22 protein-coding genes are annotated in these 23,834 nt (G+C 60.8%); 12 read left to right on the forward strand and 10 right to left on the reverse strand.

Annotated features, from left to right (window positions below; translation table 11 throughout):
- Positions 1-21: 21 nt before the first annotated feature.
- The 4 genes from Q8R10_RS04270 to Q8R10_RS04285 form a co-directional block, all read right to left on the reverse strand.
- Positions 22-495, reverse strand: a complete 474-nt coding sequence (locus Q8R10_RS04270) for an RNA methyltransferase (protein WP_305651330.1) — start codon at positions 493-495, stop codon at positions 22-24.
- 157 nt (positions 496-652) lie between these two features.
- A complete protein-coding gene (locus Q8R10_RS04275) occupies positions 653-1,024 on the reverse strand; it encodes a YajD family HNH nuclease (protein ID WP_305651332.1) in 372 nt (123 codons plus the stop codon).
- Positions 1,025-1,154: 130 nt separating this feature from the next.
- Positions 1,155-1,844: a hypothetical protein gene (locus tag Q8R10_RS04280; RefSeq protein ID WP_305651334.1), complete on the reverse strand. Its 690-nt coding sequence runs from the start codon at positions 1,842-1,844 to the stop codon at positions 1,155-1,157.
- A 129-nt stretch (positions 1,845-1,973) separates the two neighbouring features.
- Positions 1,974-4,025, reverse strand: a complete 2,052-nt coding sequence (locus Q8R10_RS04285) for a S9 family peptidase (RefSeq protein WP_305651336.1) — start codon at positions 4,023-4,025, stop codon at positions 1,974-1,976.
- 103 nt (positions 4,026-4,128) lie between these two features.
- Here Q8R10_RS04285 and Q8R10_RS04290 point away from each other — a divergent pair, with 103 nt between their 5' ends.
- From Q8R10_RS04290 to Q8R10_RS04300, 3 genes are all read left to right on the forward strand, one after another.
- On the forward strand, positions 4,129-4,620 hold the full coding sequence (locus Q8R10_RS04290; RefSeq protein WP_305651337.1) for an MFS transporter: 492 nt from the start codon (positions 4,129-4,131) through the stop codon (positions 4,618-4,620).
- A gap of 200 nt (positions 4,621-4,820) precedes the next feature.
- On the forward strand, positions 4,821-5,594 hold the full coding sequence (locus tag Q8R10_RS04295) for a class II glutamine amidotransferase (protein WP_305651339.1): 774 nt from the start codon (positions 4,821-4,823) through the stop codon (positions 5,592-5,594).
- Between the two features lie 34 nt (positions 5,595-5,628).
- Positions 5,629-6,153, forward strand: a complete 525-nt coding sequence (locus Q8R10_RS04300) for a DUF2937 family protein (RefSeq protein ID WP_305651341.1) — start codon at positions 5,629-5,631, stop codon at positions 6,151-6,153.
- Between the two features lie 75 nt (positions 6,154-6,228).
- Here Q8R10_RS04300 and Q8R10_RS04305 read toward each other — a convergent pair whose 3' ends face one another.
- On the reverse strand, positions 6,229-7,407 hold the full coding sequence (locus tag Q8R10_RS04305; RefSeq protein WP_305651343.1) for a VWA domain-containing protein: 1,179 nt from the start codon (positions 7,405-7,407) through the stop codon (positions 6,229-6,231).
- A gap of 141 nt (positions 7,408-7,548) precedes the next feature.
- The gene (locus tag Q8R10_RS04310) at positions 7,549-8,394 is read right to left on the reverse strand and encodes a MoxR family ATPase (RefSeq protein WP_305651344.1); all 846 of its coding nucleotides are present in this window, start codon (positions 8,392-8,394) and stop codon (positions 7,549-7,551) included.
- Positions 8,395-8,808: 414 nt separating this feature from the next.
- On the opposite strand from Q8R10_RS04310, the gene cysK reads away from it, so the two are divergent.
- Both cysK and Q8R10_RS04320 read left to right on the forward strand, forming a co-directional pair.
- Positions 8,809-9,783, forward strand: a complete 975-nt coding sequence (cysK, locus tag Q8R10_RS04315) for a cysteine synthase A (RefSeq protein ID WP_305651346.1) — start codon at positions 8,809-8,811, stop codon at positions 9,781-9,783.
- Positions 9,780-10,358 (forward strand): tetratricopeptide repeat protein, encoded by a 579-nt coding sequence (locus tag Q8R10_RS04320; protein WP_305651348.1) that lies wholly within the window; start codon positions 9,780-9,782, stop codon positions 10,356-10,358. Before cysK ends, Q8R10_RS04320 begins: the two co-directional genes overlap by 4 nt.
- Positions 10,359-10,386: 28 nt before the next feature.
- On the opposite strand, the gene Q8R10_RS04325 is transcribed toward Q8R10_RS04320, so the two are convergent.
- Together Q8R10_RS04325 and Q8R10_RS04330 are read right to left on the reverse strand one after the other, a co-directional pair.
- Positions 10,387-11,271, reverse strand: a complete 885-nt coding sequence (locus Q8R10_RS04325; RefSeq protein ID WP_371133290.1) for a DMT family transporter — start codon at positions 11,269-11,271, stop codon at positions 10,387-10,389.
- Positions 11,272-11,544: 273 nt separating this feature from the next.
- The gene (locus Q8R10_RS04330; RefSeq protein ID WP_305651352.1) at positions 11,545-13,734 is read right to left on the reverse strand and encodes a M14 family zinc carboxypeptidase; all 2,190 of its coding nucleotides are present in this window, start codon (positions 13,732-13,734) and stop codon (positions 11,545-11,547) included.
- A gap of 517 nt (positions 13,735-14,251) precedes the next feature.
- Here Q8R10_RS04330 and Q8R10_RS04335 point away from each other — a divergent pair.
- Together Q8R10_RS04335 and Q8R10_RS04340 are read left to right on the forward strand one after the other, a co-directional pair.
- Positions 14,252-14,701, forward strand: a complete 450-nt coding sequence (locus Q8R10_RS04335) for a hypothetical protein (protein WP_305651354.1) — start codon at positions 14,252-14,254, stop codon at positions 14,699-14,701.
- Positions 14,702-14,975: 274 nt separating this feature from the next.
- On the forward strand, positions 14,976-15,296 hold the full coding sequence (locus tag Q8R10_RS04340; RefSeq protein ID WP_305651356.1) for a calcium-binding protein: 321 nt from the start codon (positions 14,976-14,978) through the stop codon (positions 15,294-15,296).
- A gap of 128 nt (positions 15,297-15,424) precedes the next feature.
- On the opposite strand, the gene Q8R10_RS04345 is transcribed toward Q8R10_RS04340, so the two are convergent.
- Entirely contained in the window at positions 15,425-16,204 is a 780-nt protein-coding gene (locus Q8R10_RS04345; RefSeq protein ID WP_305651358.1) for a TorF family putative porin, read from the reverse strand.
- 123 nt (positions 16,205-16,327) lie between these two features.
- A complete protein-coding gene (locus Q8R10_RS04350; protein WP_305651360.1) occupies positions 16,328-18,094 on the reverse strand; it encodes an amidohydrolase in 1,767 nt (588 codons plus the stop codon).
- 106 nt (positions 18,095-18,200) lie between these two features.
- Between Q8R10_RS04350 and Q8R10_RS04355 the strand changes: the two genes are divergently transcribed.
- The 5 genes from Q8R10_RS04355 (at position 18,201) to Q8R10_RS04375 (ending at position 23,762) form a co-directional block, all read left to right on the forward strand.
- Positions 18,201-19,115: a LysR family transcriptional regulator gene (locus tag Q8R10_RS04355; protein ID WP_305651362.1), complete on the forward strand. Its 915-nt coding sequence runs from the start codon at positions 18,201-18,203 to the stop codon at positions 19,113-19,115.
- 136 nt (positions 19,116-19,251) lie between these two features.
- Positions 19,252-20,160, forward strand: a complete 909-nt coding sequence (locus tag Q8R10_RS04360) for a LysR family transcriptional regulator (RefSeq protein WP_305651364.1) — start codon at positions 19,252-19,254, stop codon at positions 20,158-20,160.
- A 101-nt stretch (positions 20,161-20,261) separates the two neighbouring features.
- Positions 20,262-21,638, forward strand: coding sequence for a nucleotide 5'-monophosphate nucleosidase PpnN (gene ppnN / locus Q8R10_RS04365; protein ID WP_305651366.1), 1,377 nt, complete (start codon positions 20,262-20,264; stop codon positions 21,636-21,638).
- 104 nt (positions 21,639-21,742) lie between these two features.
- Entirely contained in the window at positions 21,743-22,816 is a 1,074-nt protein-coding gene (gene ada, locus Q8R10_RS04370; RefSeq protein ID WP_305651368.1) for a bifunctional DNA-binding transcriptional regulator/O6-methylguanine-DNA methyltransferase Ada, read from the forward strand.
- Positions 22,817-22,859: 43 nt separating this feature from the next.
- Entirely contained in the window at positions 22,860-23,762 is a 903-nt protein-coding gene (locus Q8R10_RS04375) for a DNA-3-methyladenine glycosylase (protein WP_305651369.1), read from the forward strand.
- Positions 23,763-23,834: the final 72 nt, after the last annotated feature.

Here is a 23,834-nt window from a genome sequence, read left to right on the forward strand (position 1 = left end):
CGGAGCCTTTGTTTTACCCAGTCAGGGCGCAAACTTGGGCCCGGACTTGGTGTTCAGGCCTTTGGCCAAACGGTCGTAGAGCACCACGTTGACGGTGGCCGCCAGGTTCATGCAGCCGTTGGTGGGGATGTAGATCACGTCTTCGCACCAGTCCAGCACCTCTTTGCCGAGGGAGCCGTCTTCCGGGCCGAAGATATACAGGGCGCGATCCGGGTGGGTGTATTCCGGCAGCGGCCGGGCGCCTTCGACCATTTCCACCGCCACCGGCGTGCAGCCCAGTGGCAGGATTTTTTGCAGGTCATCGATGCCGATCAGCGGAATATCCTGATGGACCTTCTTGGTGTCGGTGATGAAGTCTTGCGCGCGGTCATAGCGGGTGCCGGTGTAGAACACCGAGTTCACTCCGTAGCAACCGGCGGCGCGCATTACCGAGCCGACATTGGCCGGTGACTTGGGGTTGAATAAACCGATGCAGCTGTAGCGTCTGTTGGCCACGGGCGGGTGCTCTTAAAAAATGCTGATTAAACCGGCGTGGTTATGGCCGGCACGCAACCCCGTAGGATGCGGTTGAGTGCAACGATACCCATCAGGAAATGGCGATGGGTATCGGCGCTGCGCGTCTCAACCCATCCTATGAGCTGCTGCCTGCGGCTTACTCTTTGCTTTTCAGCAACGCAGCCAGGTCGGCGAAAGCCTTGTGGGTCGATTTCGGCCCTTGGGGGCTGGCGGTCGAGCCTTCGGCGAAGTATTGCTGGTCGGTGTAGCGCGAGTGTTCGTTGTCGTGACAGAACAGGCAGAGCAGCTCCCAGTTGGAGCCGTCTTGCGGGTTGTTGTCATGGTTGTGATCGCGGTGGTGCACGGTCAGCTCGCTCAGGCGTTTGCCGGCAAACTCACGGCTGCAACGACCGCAGACGTGGGGGTACATTTTCAGCGCCTTGTCGCGGTAGCCGTCTTCGCGCGAACGCTGGGCCTCGGCGATGATGCGGTCGGTCTTGAGGGTCGCCGCAGATTTTTCCGTGCTCATGCTGTCACCTGTTAAATCGTTTAATCATGGAATAAAGCTTAACGCTTTCGCGGTTATTGCCCAAGCGCCCCGGTGCTTGCTGGCGTCGCGGGTGCCGCTCGTGCCGCTGGCGGGTTACGCCGCTGCGCGGCTAACCCACCTTACGCTTGGTGGCAATCCACAGGGTGTGTTTGGCGCCTTTGTTACCGTGGGCGTAGACCTGCACCTCTTCGACTTTGAAGTTGGCCTTGGCGACTTTCTCGGCAAACTTGCGATCCGCCCCCGCCGACCACACCGCCAGAATGCCGCCCGGCCGCAGTGCCCGGTGACAGGCATGCAAGCCGGCCATGGAATACAGCCAACTGTTGCCTTTTTTGGTCAGGCCTTCGGGGCCGTTATCGACATCGAGCATGATCGAATCGAAACCCAGGGGCTCGGCGGGCAGCACATCGGCCACGTCCACCAGGCGGATCTCGCTGCGTGGGTCGAGCAGCGGGCGGCCGGATTTCTCCCCCAGCGGGCCGCGATTCCACTCGATTACCCCCGGCACCAGTTCGGCCACCACCACCTGGCCATTCTTGCCGATGTGCTTGAGCGCCGAGGCCAGGGTAAAGCCCATGCCCAGGCCACCGATCAACACCCGCGGGCTGGGTCTGCCGGCGATGCGCTTGCAGGGGATTTCCGCCAGGGCGTCTTCCGAGCCGTGCATGCGGGTGTTCATCAACTGACCGCCATCGCCACCCTGGATTTTGATCACAAAGTCTTCGCCGTACTCGAACAGGCACAGGGCGCCGCCGTCATTGGGGATCGGGGCGGTATCGAGCAGGACAAAACGCTTCATGGCGGTCTCGGGAAAATAGGAGGCGGGGGGGCACAAGGGCGGGCAGTCTACCTTGAATTGCCAGGGCGCCCACGGCCGGCCTGCATGGCTAGCTTTGGGCCTCGCTGGCACGCGAGGCCCGTCACGACCTTAGCCCAACACTTTAAGCAAAAAGCTGTACTCCAGGGCGACGTCTTTGAGGGCCTGGTAGCGGCCGCTCATGCCACCGTGGCCGGCGTCGAGCTCGGTTTTTAGCAGCAGCAAATTCGTATCGGTTTTAGTTGCGCGCAGTTTAGCCACCCACTTGGCCGCTTCCCAATATTGCACGCGACTGTCGTTATAACCGGCCACCACCAGCATCGCCGGATAGCCTTGGGCGACGACGTTTTCGTAAGGCGCGTAGGCCTTGATCCGCGCATAGGCCGCTGGGTCGGTCGGGTCGCCCCATTCGTCGTACTCGGTGACGGTCAGGGGTAAATCCGGTTTTTGCATGGTGTTGAGCACGTCCACAAACGGCACCTCAGCAATCGCTGCGGCGAACAATTCGGGCCGTTGATTGAGCACCGCGCCAATCAGCAAACCGCCGGCGCTGCCGCCGCTGATGGCCAGTTGTTCGGGGCCGGTGTAGCCGCAGGCGATCAGGTGTTCGGCCACCGCGATAAAGTCGCTGAAGCTGTGGTGTTTATGTTCCAGTTTGCCGGCGCGGTACCAGGCCTCGCCCAGCTCGCCACCGCCGCGCACATGGGCGATGGCAAACACAAAACCGCGTTCCAACAGGCTCAGGCGGGCGTGGGAAAACCACGGATCGAGGCATTCGCCATAGGCGCCGTAGCCGTACAGATAGAGCGGTGCCGGTTGGCCGAGCACCTCGCGTTTGCCCACCAGGCTGATCGGGATTTGTGTGCCATCGTTGGCCGTGGCCCATAGGCGCTGACTGACATAGGCGTCGGCAGCGAAGGGGCCGAGCACCGGGGTTTCTTTCAATATCTGCTGGGCGCCGCTGGCCAGTTCCAGCTGGCGGATCTGCGCCGGCCGATTGAGCGCTTCGTAGCGCAGGCGAATCACTGGGCTGGCGAATTCCAGGGTGTCCTGCACCGACAGGCTGTAGGCCGCATCCGGTAGCTGCACCCGGTAACTCGGCAGGCCGTGGGGATGGACCTGAATGATCGGCAGGCCGGCGACCCGCAAGCTGAGCACGTAGGCGTCGTGGTTCAGGCTCAGGCCTTCGAGCATCACCTGCGGGTCATGGGCGAGCAGTTCGCGCCAGTGCCGGCGCTCGGGCGCTGGTTCGCTCGCGGCGCTCTCTTTGATCGAGTACAGCGCGAAGTTGATGCCGCTCTGGTTGCTGCGGATCAGCCAGCTCCACTGCCCGTCGAGCAGGCCGTGGTCGACGTCATACTCGTGCTCGTCCTCACGGGGGGCCATACAGCGGAACGCGCCCTGGGGCGTGTCGGCATCCAGCACCCAGGACTCGCTGGTGGTTTTGCTGCCCAGCAGCAGGATTAATTGGCGCTCGGAGCTGGAACGGTAGCAATGCAGAAAGAAGCGCCCGTCAGACTCCTCGAACACCAGCTCGGCGGCGTCGCTGCCCAGGGTGTGGCGATAGAGTTTGTGCGGGCGATGGGTGTCGTCCAGCTCGCCGAAGAACAGCGTCTGGTTGTCGTTGGCCCAGGTCAGGCTGCCGTCGCAATCCTCGAAGGGCAGGGCAGTGATGGTGCCGCTGGCGAGATCCTTGACGTACAGCTGGTAAATCTCATCGCCATGGGTGTCCAGGCTGTAGGCCAGCAGGCGGTGGTCGGGGCTGATGGTAAAGGCGCCCAGGGAGATAAAACCGCCGTCGGCCAGTTCATTGGGGTCGAGCAGCAATTGCTCTTGGGCCTGATCAACGCTTAACGAGCCGTCGGCCGGGCGCGGGCAGCGGTAGTGCCGTGGGTATTCATCGCCGGCGGCGGTGCGCTGGTAGTACAGCCACGGCCCCCAGGGCGAGGGCAGCGACAGGTCGGTTTCCAGAATGCGGCCTTTGATCTCGCTAAACAGCGCCTCGCGCAGTTCCGCCTGCTGGGCCAGTTCGACCTCCAGGTAGGCATTTTCGGCCTGTAAATAGCTCAGCACGGCGCTGTCGTCGCGCTCCTCCAGCCAGACGTAAGGGTCTGGACCGTTAACGGTGCGGGCGATCGGGGCGGTAAGTGGGGCAGTCGACATGGAGGGCTACTCTGGGCTTGTGCGGGCCGATGGCAGGGGGAGGCTTCGGCGGGCAAAAGCCGCTATCATAAGCGCCCTTTTGCCAGCCCGGCCATCCACACGCATGAATGAACACGACTATCAGCTTGCTCTGGCCCTGTACGCAGGGGCCGCCTTAGGCTGCCTGCTGGTCGGCTGGCGGATCACGCGCTGGATGTGGCGCTGGTTGCGCGAGCCCTTGCGGGTGCTGATGGCCGTGCTGTTACTGGCGCCAACTCTGGTTGATCCGGCCAAAGAGCTGTTCGCCCCGGCGCTGGCGATCACCGCGCTGGATTTGCTGTTTAAAGTGGGCAACAACGCCTGGCGCGCAGTGGCCGATTTAAGCCTGTATGCCATGCTGGCCTTCGCGGCTTACCTGTTGTTTGCGTTGCTCCGCTGGCCGCTTGAACGCAGCAGCCAAGCCCGTCGTCGCCAGCGCAAAGCGGCGGCGGCCAGCGATGATGAGCCGACGCTGCGCGAGATTCTCGAGCAACCGCAAGCACGCCCCGGCACCTATATTGATAGCAGTATCGAGCCGCGTGGTGATCGCCGCGTGCGCATCGAACCACGGCTGTAAAGCACAACGGCGGTCTGCTAGTTGCGCAGCCGTGCTCTGTTAACAGGCCGTTGAAAAATGTAGGCGAGGCCGCCGAGACAAGGCAAAAACAGGCGAAAAAGCGGAGTTTACGTGTTGTAACTGAGCATTTTGAGCCTGTTTTTAACGCCGTATCGGCAACGCAGGTAGTTTTTCAACGGCCTGTTAAAGGACGCTAACTGATGTGTGAACTGCTCGGCATGAGCGCCAACGTGCCCACCGATATCGTGTTCAGCTTTACCGGCTTGATGCAGCGCGGTGGCGGCACCGGCCCGCACCGCGATGGCTGGGGCATTGGCTTCTACGAAGGGCGTGGCCTGCGGCTGTTTCAAGACCCGGCCGCGAGTGTTGACTCGCAAGTGGCGCGACTGCTGCAGCGCTACCCGATCAAGAGCCAGGCGGTGATTGGCCATATCCGCCAGGCCAATGTCGGCGCCGTGAGCCTGGCCAATACCCATCCTTTTGTGCGCGAACTCTGGGGCCGCAACTGGTGCTTTGCCCACAACGGCCAGTTGCCGGAGTTCGCCGCCACGCAGAGGTTTTACCGGCCAGTGGGCGACACCGACAGCGAGGCGGCATTCTGCGCGCTGCTTAATCGCCTGCGCTTAGCCTTCCCGGAACCCGTATCGGTGGATGTGCTCTTGCCGGTGCTGGTGGCAACCTGTGGCGAATACCATCAGTTGGGCGTATTCAACTGCCTGCTCAGTGATGGCGACTGGTTGTTCAGTTTTTGCTCGACCAAGCTGGCGCATATCACTCGCCGCGCACCTTTCGGCCCGGCCTGTTTGAAAGATGCGCAGTTGAGCGTGGATTTCAAAGCGCAAACCACGCCTAATGATGTGGTCACCTTGCTGGCCACTGAAGCCTTGACCAGTAACGAGCTGTGGAACTGCTACCAGCCCGGTGAGTGGCGCCTGTGGCGTGGCGGTGAGTGCATCGCCCATGGCCGCGCGTAGCCCGGATGCAATCCGGGAAAATAAGGAGAAATTAATGCTGAGAAGCTACCTGCGTTTAGTGCTGTTTGCCTTCGGCCTGCTGGTGGGCGTGCAGGTGCCGGGGTTTATCACCGATTACAGCCAGCGGCTGGATGCCCATCGCAGTGAAGCCTTGCAAAGCCTGCAGGGCTTTCGCGCCACCGCGCAGAAGTTCTTCAAGGGCGATCTGGATGCCTTGGTGGCGCACTACCGGGTCAGCGATGATCCGGTGATGCGCAGCGACGGCCAAAGCGTCGCCAACCTGGTGCAGCGCGACAGCTTGCTTACAGCCGAGTGGTGGGCCATGCAAGGGCCTTGGTATAAGCAGGTGACGCACCTGCTGACGGCGGCCAATCAAGAGCTGCTGCTGGAGACCTATAACGGCTACCGCTATCAGGTGCTGCTGGCGCCCGAGGCCATCGCTTGGGGCTTGAGCTGCGCCTTACTGCTGGCTTGGCTGGTGGAGCTGTTGTTGGTCAGTATTGGCTTTATGTTTGGGGTTGGGCGTACCAAGCAAGTGCTGGCGCGGCATCGGCACTAATGGTAGTGCCGGCTTTGCCTCTATTTGCAGGAGGGGCTTTAGCCGCGATTGCGGCTAAAGCCCCTCCCACGGGTTTTATTTGCTGAGAAACTTCATGCCTTCTTCCAGCCCGGTCAGGGTCAGCGGGTACATCTGGTCATCGACCAGTTCGCGCATGATGTTGGTCGAGGCGGTGTAGTTCCAGGTCTCTTTGGGGTAGGGGTTGATCCAGATAAGCTTTTTGTATTTCGCCATAAAGCGCTTGATCCACTGGTAGCCTGGCTCCTCATTCCAGTGCTCGACGCTGCCGCCGGCCTGGGTGATTTCGTAGGGCGCCATGGCCGCATCGCCGACGAACACCACCTTGTAGTCGGCGCCGTACTTGTGCAGCAAATCCAGGGTGCTAAAACGCTCGGAAGTGCGCCGTAGGTTGTTTTTCCACACCGACTCGTACACGCAGTTGTGGAAGTAGTAATACTCCAGGTGCTTGAACTCGGTCTTACAGGCCGAGAACAGCTCCTCGCAGACTTTCACGTGGGCGTCCATGGAGCCGCCGATGTCGAACAGAATCAGCAATTTGACCTTGTTACGCCGCTCCGGACGCATCTGAATGCTGAGCAAACCGCCGTCTTTGGCGGTGTGGTCGATGGTGCCACTGAGATCAAACTCTTCGGCGGCGCCTTCGCGGGCAAATTTGCGTAGGCGACGCAGGGCCACCTTGATATTGCGGGTGCCGAGTTCGACTGAATCATCGAGGTTCTTGTAATCGCGCTGATCCCAGACCTTGACCGCTTTGCCCTGGCGCTTGCCGGCATCGCCGACGCGCACGCCTTCCGGGTTATAGCCGCCGGAGCCGAACGGACTGGTGCCGCCGGTGCCGATCCACTTATTGCCGCCTTCGTGGCGTTCTTTTTGCTCCTCCAGGCGCTTCTTGAACTCTTCAATCAACTTGTCGAGACCGCCCAGGGACTTGATATTGGCTTTTTCTTCATCGGTCAGCAGGCGCTCGAATTCTTTGCGCAGCCACTCATCGGGGATCAGCGCTTCAAGGTGTTCATTGAGGTTTTCCAGGCCCTTGAAGTAGGCGCCGAACGCCCGGTCGAACTTGTCGAAATGCCGCTCGTCCTTGACCAGAATGGTGCGCGCCAGAAAGTAGAACTCGTCCATGTCGGCGAAGACCACGTTGTGTTTCAGCGCGTTGATCAGATCGAGCAGCTCGCGCACCGACACCGGAACCTTGGCGGCACGCATTTCGTTGAACAGGTTAAGCAACATCTATCCGGCCTCATAGAAAATCGTAGGGTGGGTTAGCCGCGTAGCGGCGTAACCCACCATCGATGCCGCAGGCATCGCCTTGGCCAGCCTGACAGCTGGTTGGTGGGTTACGCTTCGCTAACCCACCCTACAGAAGCTGAATCAACGGCTGCCGCGACGGCTCATAAAGGCCAGGCGTTCGAGCAACATCACGTCTTGCTCGTTTTTCACCAGGGCGCCGGCCAATGGTGGAATCGCCTTGGTCGGATCGCGCTCGCGCAGTACCGCTTCGCCGATGTTGTCGGCCATCAGCAATTTCAGCCAATCGACCAGCTCGCTGGTGGACGGCTTCTTCTTCAGGCCCGGCACCTTGCGCACGTCGAAGAACACGTCCAGCGCCTCGGCCACCAGGTCTTTCTTGATGTTGGGGTAGTGTACGTCGACGATTTTTTGCAGGGTGGCGCGATCCGGGAAGGCGATGTAGTGGAAGAAGCAGCGGCGCAGGAAGGCGTCTGGCAGCTCTTTTTCGTTGTTGGAAGTGATGATGATGATCGGGCGCTTGATTGCCTTGATCGTCTCGTCGGTCTCGTAAACGTAGAACTCCATCTTGTCGAGTTCTTGCAGCAGGTCGTTGGGGAACTCGATGTCGGCTTTGTCGATTTCATCGATCAGCAGAATCACCCGGTCTTCAGACTCGAACGCCTCCCAGAGCTTGCCCTTCTTGATGTAGTTGCGCACATCGTCGACCTTGGCCGAGTCCAGCTGCGAGTCGCGCAGGCGGCTCACCGCGTCGTACTCGTAGAGGCCCTGGTGGGCCTTGGTGGTCGATTTGATGTGCCAGGTAATCAGCCGCGCGCCAAAGGATTCGGCCAGTTGCTCGGCCAGCATGGTCTTGCCGGTGCCAGGCTCGCCTTTCACCAGGAGCGGGCGCTCCAGGGTGATGGCGGCGTTGACCGCCAGCTTGAGGTCGTCGGTGGCGACGTATGACTGGGTACCTTCAAATTTCATCAGAAACATCCTCAAGCGACAGGCCGCGAGCACGAAACTCAGCGGTGCAGTAATTACAAAAGCCGACTATAACGCGCCAGCCGGGGGGCTGTGAACGCACAAGCGCCATTCAGTCACTGAATGACACTCGCACACGTCAGGCAGCGTGAAAACTGCTGCGCTCGGTTATGCGGCGTTAAAAACAGGCTCGGACTGCTCATTTACAGCACGTAAACTGCGCGTCCTCGCCTGTTTTTGCCTTGCCTAACCTTCGCTCGCTACGTTTTCACACAGCCTGACTTGCTGATTTACTGACTGGACTCGGCTCGGCCAGCCCCCTAGGCTTGTCTTATTAAGCCGTGCGGATCTCGGCGGGTGTGTGCACTCGCGGATTTTGGCAAGGCTGAACCACCACTCACGCAGAAGGAGTCCGTCATGAGTCGCATTTTTGCAGATAACGCCCAAAGCATCGGCAATACCCCCTTGGTGCGGATTAACCGCTTGGGGCCGGCCGGGGTAACCATCTTGGCCAAGATCGAGGGGCGTAACCCGGCCTATTCGGTCAAGTGCCGGATCGGCGCCAGCATGATCTGGGATGCCGAAGAGCGTGGCGTACTTAAACCAGGTATGACTATTGTCGAGCCCACTTCGGGCAATACCGGCATCGGCCTGGCCTTTGTTGCCGCCGCCAAGGGCTATAAATTGCTGCTGACCATGCCGGCGTCCATGAGCCTGGAGCGGCGCAAGGTACTCAAAGGCTTGGGCGCCGAACTGGTGCTGACCGAACCGCCGAAAGGCATGAAGGGCGCAATCGAGAAAGCCACGGAAATCGCCAACAGCGACCCGGCCAAGTATTTTTTGCCGCAGCAGTTTGAGAACCCGGCGAATCCGGCCATTCACGAGAGCACCACGGGCCCGGAAATCTGGAATGACACCGATGGCGCGGTCGATGTGCTGGTGTCCGGGGTGGGCACCGGCGGCACCCTCACCGGCATCTCGCGCTATATCAAAGGCACCCAGGGCAAGGCGATTATCTCGGTGGCGGTTGAGCCGGTGAGTTCGCCGGTGATTACCCAGGCCTTGGCTGGGGAGGAGATCAAACCGGCGCCGCATAAAATTCAAGGTATTGGCGCCGGTTTTGTACCGAAGAACCTCGACCTGGCGATGGTCGATCGGGTTGAATGCGTCACCGATGACGAGTCCAAGGCCATGGCTTTGCGCTTGATGCGCGAAGAGGGGATTCTCAGCGGGATTTCCTGCGGCGCGGCCATGGCGGCAGCGGTGCGCATAGCCGCCGAGCCGGCCATGCAGGGCAAAACCATCGTGGTGATCTTGCCGGACTCCGGCGAGCGTTACCTGTCGAGCATGCTGTTCGACGGGCTGTTTAGTGAACAGGAACTGGTTCAGTGAGAAAAGTATTTTTAGGTGGACTGGCTCTGTTGTTCAGCGGCGCGCTGCAGGCGGCGGCAACTGATGATTATTTGGCCGGGTTAAAGGCGTTAGATAAAAACCAGCTCAGCGAGGCGAAATACCTGCTGGAGCAGGCAGCCATCGCCGGTATGCCGGAGGCGCAGTTTCGCTTGGGCGAACTGTTGCCCGGCCAGGACGGCGAGCGCTGGCTGCGGGCGGCGGTGCGTCAGGGTTCCATAGTGGCGGCCAACTCCTTGGCCCAGCGCTATTACGACGACACCCGTTACCGGCGGGCGGCGCAGTGCTGGCTGTTCTCCGCCAAGCAAGGCAATAGCCAGGCGCAGTCACGGCTCGGCGCCTTGCAGGTGATAGGTTATGGCTTGCCGAAAGACCCGGTGCAGGCCTACGCCTGGCTGAACCTGGCGGCCAGCGCCGGGGATGCCGATGTGGTTGAGCTGCGCGACACCCTGATCGAGCAACTGGGCAAAGACCGGCAGATGGCCGGTGAAGCCTTGTCGCGCGATCTGCTGGAACATCCGCCAACACTGCCCGGCGAGCCGCCCTGCGGCGAGTAACGCATTAGCTGTGTAGCGTCGCCCAGAGCTAACTTTGAGCGGCGCTCGATTCCAGTGCAACGCTGGGCTTGAGCACCAGATACACCGCCAACACTATCAGCGCACCGCCATACAGGTAGGCCCAGGACAGCGGCTCATCCAGCAGCCACACGCCCCAAAGCACGCCGAAAGGTGGAATCAAAAAAGTTACCGCCATGGATTTCAGCGGGCCAATGGCGCTCAGTAACTGGAAATACAGCACATAGGCAAACGCCGTGCAGACCAGGCCCAAACCCAGTAGCGCTAACCAGACGTTCAGTCCGCCCCAGCTGGCCGGTGGTTGGCTGGCGACCGAGTAGGCAAACAACGGCAATAGCAGCAAGGTGGCGCCGAGCATGCTGCCAAAGGTGGCCAGGCGGCTGTCCAAACCGCCTTGCTGATCCAGCCAGCGGCGTGCCAGAAAGCCGGCAAAGCCATAGCAAGCGGTCGCCAGCAGGCAGGCCAGGGCGCCCCAGAGCAGCTCCAGGCTAAAGGCCAGCGGCCCGGTGCGGGTCAGCAGCGCTACGCCAAACAAACCGAGAAACACTCCGAGGCCTTTGTTGAAGGTCATTACTTCGGCAAAAAACAGCGTGCCGATCAAGGCGCCCATCAGCGGCGTAGTGGCGTTGAATATCGCCGAGTAACCGGCTGGCAGCACCAGTGCGGCGAGGCAATAAAGAATCGATGGCAGGCCAGAGTTGATCAGCCCGAGCAGCAGGCAGTATTTGAACTTACCGCGAAAATCGAGTTTGACCCGCAGCAGCATCAGCAGCGCAAACAAACCAAGGCCGGCCAATACCACCCGAAAGAAAGCACTGGGTACCGCGCCCAGCACTGGCGCGACCATGCGCATAAACAAAAAGCTGGCGCCCCAGATGGCCGCGAGGCTGATCATGCGCAGGGAGTTGATGGCGTTCACGGAGGCAGGCTCGCAGGAGGAGGGCCGCATATTGTTGGTGGCTGGCGGGGTTAAGGCAATCGGCAATCAATCGTGAAGGTGACACTGGTCGCCGAGTGTTAAACAGCGGCCAGTTTTTTTGGCTATGTACCCGTTAGCTGTTGCAGGCCGATTTTGTAGGGTGGGCTGAAGCCCACCCTAGGTTTTGCCCAGCCCTGTGCTGCGCAGGGTCGGCCAGACCGGGAGCGGGCTCCCGGTCTGGCCGATGGCTTACGGAATTACGACGCTGTAATCCTCCACTTCGCCGTAGTTGTAGCTGCCACAGGCGCTAGGCGCGCTGTTGTAGCGCATGGCCACGCGCATGCGGGTCGTGCCACTGGCGGCGCTGGCGGGGATGACCAGGGTGCCGCTTGCGGGGGTGGTTTTGGCGGCGGAGCTGAACACCTGCTCGCCAGCGTCGCTGAAGTCGCCGTCCCGGTTCAGGTCGATCCAGACCTTCCACGCCTCCTTGTAGCTGGTGCTGGAGAACTGTGGGGTGAGCGTCAGGCTGTTGTTACCCCGCAGCAGGTTGGCTGTCTGGCCGGTGAAGTTGCTGTAGGTGCTGGCGCCGGAGGTATTGCTAAAACCACCGACCTGCACCTTGCCAATCCATTCGGCACTGGCGCTGCCACTGGCGGCGGTGCAGTACTGCAGCGGCGGGGTGCCACCGTCCTCGTCTATCACCAGGAAACTGGCACTGACCGCACCCCAGGCGCCCGAACTATCACGGCCACGGGTGTAGACCATGTGCTTGCCTTCGCTCAGCCCTGCAGTATTGAGGCTGCCGGTAAAGCCTTCGGTGCTGCCGTTGAAGCTGCCATCGGTGGCCAGCAAGGCGCTTGGCGCCGCCCCGGACTCCCAGGGCGCCTGGTCGAGGTAGTACTCCACCGCGCTGATCGCCTGGGTGCTCTCGCTGCCGTTGCTGTTGTTGAAGCGCACATCGCTCAGCGTGCCGCTGAGGGTCACCGCAGCCCCGGCAGGCACGCCAGTGGTGGCCGCGCTGCCGCTGAGACTGATAGCGGTGATATCCGGGCCCGCCGGGGTGGTGTACGGCGTACGCACCACCTTGGCGGCATAGATCAGCGCTGGCAGGTTATTCGGCTTGATGGTGTTGTTGTAGGTCGTGCAGCTCTGGAAGAACTGGGTGCCCAGCTCGAAGGTGTAGGCCGGTACGCCCAGCTCGCCATAGCTGATGCCATCGCTGGTGCCATCGGTGGGGTAGAGGCCGATGGATTGCTGCGGTGTGTAGTTGTTGAAGAAGGCGAACTTGCGCCCCAGGGTCTGCAGGGCGCTGGCGTTCGGCGCCAGGTTGCTGGTATCGCCCCAGGGCCAGAGCACCAATTCGCTATAGCTATGGATATCCAGGTGGATGCCGCTGGTATCGCTGGGGGCCGCGTCGTTCGGGGTCGGGCCGCGACGGTCCGGCCAGAGGCTGCGCACATAGTTCTCCAAGGCCTGGATCTCCGGTTCGGAGCCGGCACTCGGGCCGCGATAGGTATCGTTGCACTGGCTGTCGCTGGAGCCCTGGCCGTTGGTGCTGTTCCAACCGAACGTGAAGTTGCGGTTGAGGTCGGCGCCGCGGCTGTTGCTGGTGGCGCCGCAGTAGCTCTGGTTGGCGTTCTTGCGCCATGACAGTCCGGCTTCGGCCTTCTTGCGCCCGTCCGGATTGGCCATCAACAGAATATGCACTTCGTGGTTATCGAGGATCCAGGTGGCATCGGCGTTTTCGCCATAGCCATTGATCAGCCAGCGGGCAAAGTCCAGGGTCAGCGCCGCGGTGGTGTATTCGCGGGCATGGATGGCGCTGTTGATAAACAGCTTGGGCTTGTTGCCGGTCTTGGCCGTGTTGGTCAGCTTGAGCACGCGCATGTCGTAGCCGCCCAGGCTGCTGCTCTTCTCCCAGGAGTTGCCGACATCCAGCCACTGCGCCAGGTTCGGTTTGCTGCTGGCCATCCCAGCCGCCTCCGCGAAGGTTTCTTCCACCGTGGCATAGCAGCTGTAGCCGGGAATTCCGCTGGCCGCTGCGGCGCTGCTAGTGCTGTCGCTGGAGGCCATGCTTTTCATCTGCAGGCGGTTCTGCATAGTGCTCAGGACTTGGTTGCGCTTCTCGATAAACTCCGTTGCCGGGGCGAAGGTGAAGCCGAACGGCTGCAGCTTCTGCATTTCCTCATCGTTCAGCTCCATGACCAGATAGCCGTCCTCGTAGTGCGACTCGAGCATCTGGGCGTGGAAGCTGATGGCGGCCTTGCGGGCGATCTCCTTGTTGGGGAAGAACGCCTTGTAGATCTGGTTGTCGGCTTTTTCCTGCTCCATCAGCAGAAAGTCATCCTGCGGCGCGTTAGGGGCGGCAAACGCCAAGTTGGCATTTACACCGGCCACCAAAAGAGCGAGCGCAGACAAGGTGTGTAGAGCTATTTTCATTATTCATTTCCTTCGAATAAAATTGTTCCACGAAGAGGGATGGCTTCGCGATCTGGGACGAGTTCTTGTGGAACTCAGGATGTGGCTAGGGAGCGCATTCCACTGCCAGCGGGCGGCACGACCGATACTTCCTGGGTCGATCGGAGCCATATGTTGGGACTGTTGTGCTAGCAGGGAACTGTTGCAAAGTAGAAGTGGATTAAATTGCTGTCAATTTCCGTAAAAGGCCGAGGTTTCAGTGATTTTTATGGAATTTCATGCTGTATCTCAGTCAATCACGCAGGATTGTGAGACGGTGCGGGCATAACCGCATGTCGGCTAGATTTACCGCTGGTTAGGCAAATCAAGCGCTTAGCGCGATTAACGCCAGGGCGTGGCTGTGTTACTTCGAATGGATCAAATTAATGACTGCCCCTGCAGGCACTAAGCTGTGCATCCAGTTGCTGCGCTGCACGTGTTGAGTCGATCACGGAGGTATACGGATATGTCGCATTCACACAAGGTATGGGTGAAAAATATGACCCGCAGCCTCGCCGCCTGCAGCTTGGCCGCGGCCCTCAGCGCCTGCGTTATGGCCGAGCCGGCAACGCTGTCGAGCGAAGCCCAGCAGCTGGCGCAGCAATGGCATGAGCTACGCGGCAAACCCGGGCATTTTTCTGGGGGGCAGTGGAACGAGCAGGTCGACAAATGGCAGGGCCCCAAGCACCAACTGATGCAGCAGTTGTTCGACCTGGCCTGGAACGAGCGCTATACCCCGAGCCAACTGCGCAGCCTGCTCGGCGCGCCGGATAAGGTGTGGACGCCAACGGAGGCTGAATACGCCGACTGGCTACGCATGACCGAATGGCGCGGCCAGCCCGAGGGCGAGTTCTGGGCCTACGCCTGGCGCGGCCAGCACGACCAGCTGCTGTTCGCGGTGGAGGGCAACCAGCTGAAGGCGGCGGGCTGGCTGTTGATGCGTGAGTAGGGGGTATTGAGTCGGTGTGACAAATAATTCTTCCCCTTTGTTGTAGTTCTTAGTTTGTATTGATTGCCTGGAGCAACTCTGCTTCGCCTATACGTTTCATTGTGTGGGGCTCGCTGGCTGTTTCCAGATCTAAGCCAAGTGGAGTGATTCCGTCTACGTCATAGACGAAATAGACATTCCCGGCTCCTAGCTCCCAGGTCATAGGTCTTCTTACCCGCTAGCGCCAGGGTATGGGGAGTTGCCGACATCGGCTCGTCAATTCAGCAATAACGTTTTGACCGGAAATGCTGCGGATAACTGGCTGGCTGGCTGGCGCAACGGGCAACGACACATTAAAGGGGGGGGCGACAGCTACCTGTTCGGGCGTGGTGACGGTATCGACAAAGTCGTGGAGAACGATGCAACTGTTGGCAATAACGACCTCGCCTGGTTCGGCACGGACATCAGTCAGGAACAACTGTGGTTCCGCCATACTGGCAACAATTTAGAAGTCAGCATCATTGGTACCAGCGATAAGCTTGTCGTCCAGAGTTGGTATCTCGGCAGCCAGTATCAGGTCGAGCAGTTCAAGACTGCCGATGGCAAGATGCCATAGCGTGATTGCTGCCAACTGGCAATAAACCAGGCGGATAACAGGAGGCCCATCAACTGCTGGGCCCCCTGCATTTACAAGAGGTTCGGACATCAACTTGGGTGTGAGTCGGACGAGTTGCTTGGCGCCGATTAGAACGTCTTGCTGGCGCTGGCCACCAGGGTGGCGCTGCAGACGTCGTCGTAACCCATAAAGTTCATGCACTCGGCTTTCGACAGGTCGGTGTCGATATAGCTCAGGCCCCAGGTCACGCCGAGCAAATCGCGGCTCAATTTGACTGACCAGTCGCGGTAATCCGCGCGGCTGCTGCTGAAGTCGCTGTTCCAGAACACCTCGTCCTTGTAGTCGACATATTCATAGCGGGCTTCGAAGCCGATCTCGGCCGGTAGTACGGTGCGGTAGCCGATAAAGGCCGAGGTCAGGTCTTCGTTCTGTTCGCCGTCCTGCCAATTGCCGTTTTCATCTTCATAGTCCGGGCCTTTGGTATTGCTGGCGTATTTGGCCCCCAGCAGCACGCCGTAGGCGTCCAACGTGGTCTGCACGTCGCTCTGGTTATATTGGCTGGCGCCGGAGAAATCATATTGGGTGACGAAGGTGTCGAGGCTGATGTCGTCGGTAATCTGCCAATAGTAACCGGCGTAATACTCAAGCTCATTACGGGCTTCGTCGCCATGGCCAAAGTCGACATTGGAGGCCCAGACGCCGGCATACACACCGCTGACATGGCTGAGGTTAATGGCCAATTGTGCGGCCGGGTCGCCGAGGGTCTGCGAGATGCCGCTGGCGCGGTAGTCGCTGACAATCGCGGGGGTGATGGCAAGGCTAAATTGCTCGTTCAGTTCCAGCGCTTGGGCGCTGCTGAGCGGTGCTAGGGCCAGGCCTGCGAAGGCGAGGAGGGAAAGCGTTTTCATTCGGTGTTCCTTATTTTTATGCGGTGTGGGTTATTGCGAGCAAGGCTCCACCCGGCCCCACGCTGCGCGGGGAGCAAAACCTTTGAGGTGGAGCGGGTGGAGATGTGTGCCGGCGCCGTGGCTTTACTGGGCCACTGCGACTTCAGCGGGGTTTGGCGCGGTGTAAACCGACTCACCGGCGAAGAAGGTTTGCAGCACTTGGGTGTCGAACAATTCGGCATCGCTGACCTTGAAGACATCGCGGTCCAGCACGATCAGGTCGGCCTGTTTGCCGGGCGCTAAGGAGCCGATCTGGTCATCCAGGCGCAGGGCTTTGGCGGCGTTGATGGTGTAGGCGTAGAGCATGCTTTCGCGGTCGATGCTTTCCTTGGCATTCAACACGCCCATCGGGCCTTTACGGGTGCTCGCCTGGGCGATGGCGTTCCACGGGTTAGGGCTGGATACCGGCCAGTCGCTGGCGCCGGCAATGATCGCGCCGGCTTTATGCAGCGATTGCGCCGGGTACTGGTGGCTGTAGGTCATAGCGCTGACATAAGGCTTGACCAGGTCTTCGGTGTAGGTCTCGGCGGTGGCCCAGAGCAGCTGCATGGAGGCAATCACCCCGAGTTGCTGGAAGCGCGGGAACTCTTTGGGATTGACCAGTTGCAGATGGCTGATGCTGTGCGGCACCGGGGTCGGGCGGAGTTTGCGGGCATATTCGAAGCCATTCAGCGCCTCACGTACCGCCCGGTCGCCGACCGCATGCATGTGCATGATCCAGCCGCGCTGTTCGGCTGCCACCACCAGCTTGCCAAAGTTGGCCGGGTCGATCAGCAGTTCACCGCGCTTGAGACTGTTCTTGAACGGGTCGATCACCGCTGCGGTTTGCCCTGGAAACTCCATGACACCGTCGGCAAAGATCTTGATGCCAGGGAAGCTCAGGTTCGGCACACCAGCGAATTTCTTCATCACCTTGGCCAGCACTTCCAGATCGGCCGGTTGGCTTTTCGGGTGGGTGATCAGCAGAGCTGCGACGTGAGCGCTGAGTTCGCCGTCTTCGGCGAGTTTGCGATAGAGCGGCAGCACGCCGACATCGTTTTCGCTTGGGCGCAGCTCAAACAGCGAGTCGCCGTTGCCGGCGTTGGCGGCGGCATCCATCCAGGCGGTGACGCCGACTTGATTGTTGACCCGCACGGCTTCACGGGCGGCGTTCAGCATCAGTTCTTCGCTGGGTTCTGGTAGCTGGCTGCGCACCCGGTCCCAGCCATTTTCGGCCAGGTAACCATTGGGCGTGAAGTCGGCGCCATGGCCGATATAGCCGCGCTCTTTCTCGGACAGGCTCTTGACCAGTGCAGCGTCAATCTTTACCCGTTTGAGCATGGCATTGTTGGCCCAGCCGGTGTGGCCGTCGATGCCGTTGAGCACCACCGGCTGGTCGGCCCAGCGGCCCTGATTGAAGATCTTGCCGAGTCCTGCACTTTGCTCCCAATAGGCCGAGCTGGCCCCGGCAATGATGATTACGTCAGCGTGGCGCGCCTGGCCGGCCTGGTCCTGAGCAATGATCCACTGCTCAAGCTCGGGCAGCGGCTTTACTTCGTCATACAGGTTGGCGCCCATGCTGGCCATGGCGCCCATGATCGGGTGGCTGTGGGTGTCGATCATGCCGGGCATCAGCACCTTGCCGGCTAGGTCGATACGTTGGGTGGAGGCATCGGCCAGAGCCAAGATTTCGGCGTCGCTGCCGACTTTCAGGATCTTGCCGTTTTCCACCGCCACGGCCTTAGCCAGAGCTTGACCTTGGGTGCCGGTAAACACCTGGCCATTGGTCAGAATCAAATCGGCCGCCGCCATCGATTCCAGCGAGGCACAAGCCAGCGCTGCGCCAAGCAGGCTCGGGATAAATCGTTTCATGGTTGAATCTCTTGTTTTTGTTAGTCTTGGCCTGAGAATAAGCAAGTGCGCGGGCGAGCGGAATGCCGCGCACAGGCACAACTTTTGTTCCTGTTGGGAGTAAATGGTGGACAAATTCAATGCGCTCGCCACCTTGGTCTGTGTGGTTGAGCAAAACAGCTTCAGTCGCGCCGCCGAGCAACTGGGCAAAACTCCTTCGGCAGTCGCCAAGGCCATTGCGGCCCTAGAGGCGGAGCTGGGCACCCGGCTGTTCGAGCGCACCACCCGGCGCATGCAACTGACCGAGGCCGGCCGCCTGTATGCGCAAGCGGCGCGTGAGGCACTGGGTTGCCTGGGCAATGCCAGCGAAGAAATCGGTCAACTGCAGCAGGGCTTGCATGGCGAATTGCGCATCGCGGCGGCGCTGGCCTACGGTCCGGCTTTTCTGGCCGAGGTCTGCGCGGCGTTTTGTCTGGCTCATCCGCAACTGCGTTTGCAGGTGGATTTAAGTGATAACGATCAGTTCATTCTGGAAAGTGGTCATGACCTGATCCTGCATGAAGGGGCCTGCAACACCCCTGGTCTGATCGTCCGCCCGGTGGGCAAAAACCACATAGTGTTGAGCGCTAGCCCAGCGTATCTGGCGCGTAATCCGCTGCCGGTGAACCCGCAGACCCTGCAGCAACATGACTGGCTGATGTACAAGCACCCGGCGCTGGGGCGGCATTATTGGACGCTCTGGCAGCAGGGCGAGGCGCTTCGGGTCGAGCAACCGCAACCGCGCATCCTCAGCGATAACTATGACTTCCTGCTGGCCAATGCCGTGGCCGGTGCGGGCCTGCTGATTACCCCTTGGTGGAGCGCCGCGCCCTATTTGGCCGATGGCCGGCTGGTGCGTTTAATGGCTGACTACGAATTGGACCCGGATGCCTTCGGCCCGCACATCCTTGCCGTTTACCCCAGCCACCGCCGCGCCACCCACAAAGTGCAGGTGTTTATTCAGTTTCTTGAGGCGTTTTTGCGTGAGCGCGGCTACGCCTGAGGCGAGTTGTTGTGCCGGCCAGGAAAAACTGCAAGCTGCAGCCGTCTGGGATTTAACCTCACGGGCGATATATCCTGTGCCTGGGCTGTACTCAGCCTGCGGCCATAACTGCTTTCGTGATGCCCAAGAGGAACAAATGGACAAACTCAGCGCCCTCAGCATGTTTGTCGCCACCGCCGAGCACGGCAGCTTCAGCCGCGCCGCCGAGCAACTGGGCAAGACCCCGTCGGCGCTGACCAAGGCCGTGGGGCATCTGGAAGCCGAGCTGGGCACCCGCTTGTTTGAGCGCTCAACCCGGCGCTTGGCGCTGACCGAAGCGGGTGGGCTCTACCTGGAAACCGCCCGGCAAGTGCTCGAAAGTCTGCGCGAGGCCGGTGAAGAAATTGGCCAGTTGCAGCACAGTTTGTCTGGCGCCCTGCGCCTGACCGCACCGCTGGCTTTTGGCCCGGCATTTTTGAATGAGGCCTGCGCGGCCTTTATCGCCGAGCACCCGTTACTGAAACTGCACGTCAGCCTGAGCGACAGCTATGTGGAGTTGGTCGAGGGCGGTTTTGATCTGGCCCTGCGCGAGGGCCGCAGCGACTTGCCGGGGATGATCGTTAAACCCTTGGCCGCCAATCGCAGCGTGCTCTGCGCCAGCCCTGCCTATCTGGCCCGCTGTGGTACGCCAACGACGCCGGCGCAATTACTCGAACACCACGCCTTGCTGTACCAGCATGCGGCGCTCGATCATCGCTGGCGCTTGAGCCGCGGGGCAGAGCGTTTTAGCCTGACTCCGCAAGGTCGGCTCAGCAGCGATAACCACGATGTACTGCTGGCCGCCTGCCTGGCTGGGCAAGGCTTGATGGACTGCCCGCTGTGGAGCGTGCAGCCGCTGCTGGCCAGCGGCCAACTGGTGCAGCTATTACCTGACTACCAGCTTGAACCCGATGCTTTTGGCCCGCAAATTCTCGCGCTGTACCCCAGCCACAGACGCGCTACTCGCAAGGTGCAGGCCTTTATCGAGTTTATCGGTGGGTTTTTGCACGCTCGGCAACTGGCGTAAGCTGGCCTGACCGGATGACAACTACCATCGTAATTAATCGTCGCCTTTTTTCTGATCCGCCGGCCTTGCTGGCTGGCTGAGATCGCTGCCTGGAACCGAATATGCCCCTAAGACATGTCATCAACGCCCAAGTTAGCCCCAAGGGCAGCCTGGAAACCCTCTCCCATCGCGAAGTGCAACAGCTCAGCGAAGCCGGCTCGGACGGTATCTACAGCCTGTTTCGCCAGTGCGCGCTGGCAATCCTCAATACCGGCTCGCACAGCGACAATGCCAAGACCATTCTGGATGCTTATCAGAGCTTCGAGGTGCGCATTCACCAGCAGGATCGCGGCGTGCGCCTGGAGCTGTGCAATGCCCCGGCGGATGCCTTTGTCGATGGCGAGATGCTTGCTAGCACCCGCGAGATGCTGTTCAGCGCCCTGCGTGACATCGTCTACACCGAGAACGAACTGGAAAGCCATCGCATCGATTTACACAGCTCTCAGGGCATCACCGACTACGTCTTCCATCTGCTGCGCAACGCCCGCACCCTGCGTGCCGGCGTCGAGCCAAAAATTGTGGTGTGCTGGGGCGGCCATTCGATCAGCACCGAGGAGTACAAGTACACCAAGAAAGTTGGCCACGAACTGGGCCTGCGCAAACTGGATATTTGCACCGGTTGCGGGCCGGGAGTGATGAAGGGGCCAATGAAAGGCGCCACCATCGGTCATGCCAAGCAACGTCTCAGTGGCGGGCGTTACCTGGGGTTGACCGAGCCTGGGATCATCGCGGCCGAGGCGCCAAACCCGATCGTCAACGAACTGGTGATTCTGCCGGATATCGAGAAACGCCTGGAGGCGTTTGTGCGGGTTGGTCACGGCATCGTGATCTTCCCGGGTGGCGCCGGTACTGCCGAGGAGTTCCTCTATCTGCTCGGTATCCTTATGCACCCGGATAACCAGGACGTGCCTTTCCCAGTGGTGCTGACCGGGCCCAAGAGCGCCACGGGCTACTTGCAGCAGTTGCACACCTTTGTGGGGGCAACTCTGGGGGAGGCCGCCCAGGGCTTTTACCAAATCATCATCAATGATCCGGCGCAGGTGGCCCGGCACATGGCCGAGGGCTTGCAGACGGTTAAGCATTTTCGCCGCGAGCGCAACGACGCGTTTCATTTCAACTGGCTGCTGAAAATTGACGAGAGCTTTCAGCGTCCCTTCGACCCGACCCACGCCAACATGGCGGCCCTGCAGCTGAGCCGTGACTTGCCGGCCCACGAACTGGCGGCCAATCTGCGCCGGGCCTTTTCCGGGATAGTCGCCGGCAATGTGAAGGACAAGGGCATCCGCCTGATCGAGGAGCACGGCTGTTATGAAATCCATGGTGAGGCGGCGGTGATGCAACCGCTGGATCAGTTGCTGCAAGCCTTTGTCGCTCAGCACCGGATGAAAATGCCCGGCGGCGCGGCCTATGTGCCCTGTTATCGGGTGGTGGAAAGCTAGACCGCCATCCCAACAGCGCCAAATTCAACCGCAAGTAACGGAGTGTTTGCCGCTGTGGCACGGCTTAAACTGCGCGCTAATCAAGCGGCCATAGGGGCGAGCAGATGTCTGAATCAACTGAACTGCGCGCCAGCCAGACCAGCGCCGATCCACGTTGGGCGGCTGTGGTGGCGCGCGATGGCAGCGCGGATGGGCAGTTCGTGTATGCGGTCAGCAGCACCGGGGTTTACTGCCGGCCGTCGTGCGGCTCCCGTACGGCCAAGGCGCAAAATGTCAGTTTTTATTCAACGACTGAGCAAGCTGAGCAGGCCGGGTTTCGCGCCTGTAAACGCTGTAAACCCGAGCAGCCGCCGCTGGCCGAGCGCCATGGGGCGCTGATTGCCGAACTGTGCCGGCAGATCGACAGCGCCGAAACCGCGTCCAGCCTGGCCGAGCTGGCGCAACGCGCGAACATGAGCAGCTACCACCTGCAACGCCTGTTCAAGGCGCTGACCGGGGTCACGCCCAAAGCCTACGCCACGGCCCAGCGGGCCCGTAAAGTCCGCGAGCAACTGGGTACTGCTGGCAGCGTTACCGAGGCGATTTATGCGGCGGGCTACCAGGCTAATAGTCGCTTCTACGCGCAGGCCAGCGAGGTGCTGGGCATGACACCCAAGCGCTACCGGGCCGGTGGCGCCAACACGCAGATTCGCTTTGCCGTGGGCCAATGCTCGCTAGGTGCGATTCTGGTCGCCAGCAGCGAACGCGGTGTGTGCGCCATCCTTATGGGCGATGGGCCGGATGAGTTGCTCAATGATCTGCAACGGCGTTTCCCCAGTGCCGAGTTGATCGGTGGCGAGCAGGATTATGAGCAGCGGGTGGCCACCGTGGTGGGCTTTGTCGAGGCGCCGCAGCTTGGCCTGAGTCTGCCGCTGGATGTGCGCGGCACGCTGTTTCAACAGCGAGTCTGGCAGGCCTTGCGCGAGATTCCAGTGGGTTCCACTGTCAGCTATTCGGGCCTGGCGCAATTGATCGGCGCACCCAAGTCGGCCCGCGCCGTGGCCCAGGCGTGCGCGGCCAATGCCTTGGCGGTCGCCATCCCTTGTCACCGGGTGGTGCGCAACGATGGCGGGCTGTCCGGTTATCGCTGGGGCATCGAACGCAAGCGGGCCTTGCTCGAGCGGGAAGCCCAGGCATGAGCGCCATTGATAGCATCGGTTGCGGCGCCCGACTGAGGCTGCAATGAGCAGTCAGCTGGTCAGCTCAGTGGCGCTACCAGCCGGGTTTCGGTCAGACGACATTCTGGCTTTCCATCGCCGCGATACTCAAGAAGTTGCCGAGTCCGTCAGCGCCAACGGCTTGCGTAAAGGTCTGCTGTGGAACGGTCTGCCGGCCTGCCTAAACATCGAGTTTCAGGCCGAGCAGGCGATTGCCGTACTGGCCGTCGACGGTGAAGTTTCTGCCGCGTGCCCAGCGCAGTTCGAGGCCATGCTGCGGCGCATGCTTGGCCTCTCTCAGGATGTGGCGACCTTCGAGCAGCAATACGCAGACCATCCGCAACTCGGCGAGCTGCTAGCCCGGCAAGCGGGCTTGCGGGTGCCGGTGGCGGCCAGCCCCTTCGAGGCGCTGACCTGGGCCATTACCGGCCAGCAAATCAGCGTCGCCGTGGCGGTTTCGCTACGGCGCAAACTGATTAGTGCCGCAGGCATTCGCCATTCCGGCGGCTTGCTCTGCTACCCGACGGCGCCGCAGGTTGCCGCACTGAGCCTAGAGACCTTGCGCCAGGCCGGCTTCTCGGCCACTAAAAGCCAGACCTTGCTGACCCTCAGCGGCTCGATTGTTGCGGATCAACTGCCGCTGGATAGCTGGCTGCAGAATTCGCCCATCGAACTCATTCGCGAGCGCCTACTGGCCGTACGCGGCATTGGCCCCTGGACAGTCAACTACAGCTTACTGCGCGGTTTCGGCTGGCTGGATGGCTCACTACACGGCGACGTCGCGGTGCGCCGTGGCATCCAACGGCTGCTCGACAGCCCCGAGCAAATCAGCGAAGCACAGGCGCAACGCTGGCTGGCCGAGTTCGCCCCCTGGCGCGCACTGGTGGCCGCGCACCTGTGGGCAATGCAAGTGCAGAGCGTCTATTGAATTGGGCCATACGGTAAAAACCTGGCGGTGATATTTGCGCCATGTTTGGCCCTATTTCTTCTGCGCAGAGCC

The organism is Pseudomonas sp. (assembly GCF_030698175.1).
GTDB lineage: Bacteria > Pseudomonadota > Gammaproteobacteria > Pseudomonadales > Pseudomonadaceae > Aquipseudomonas.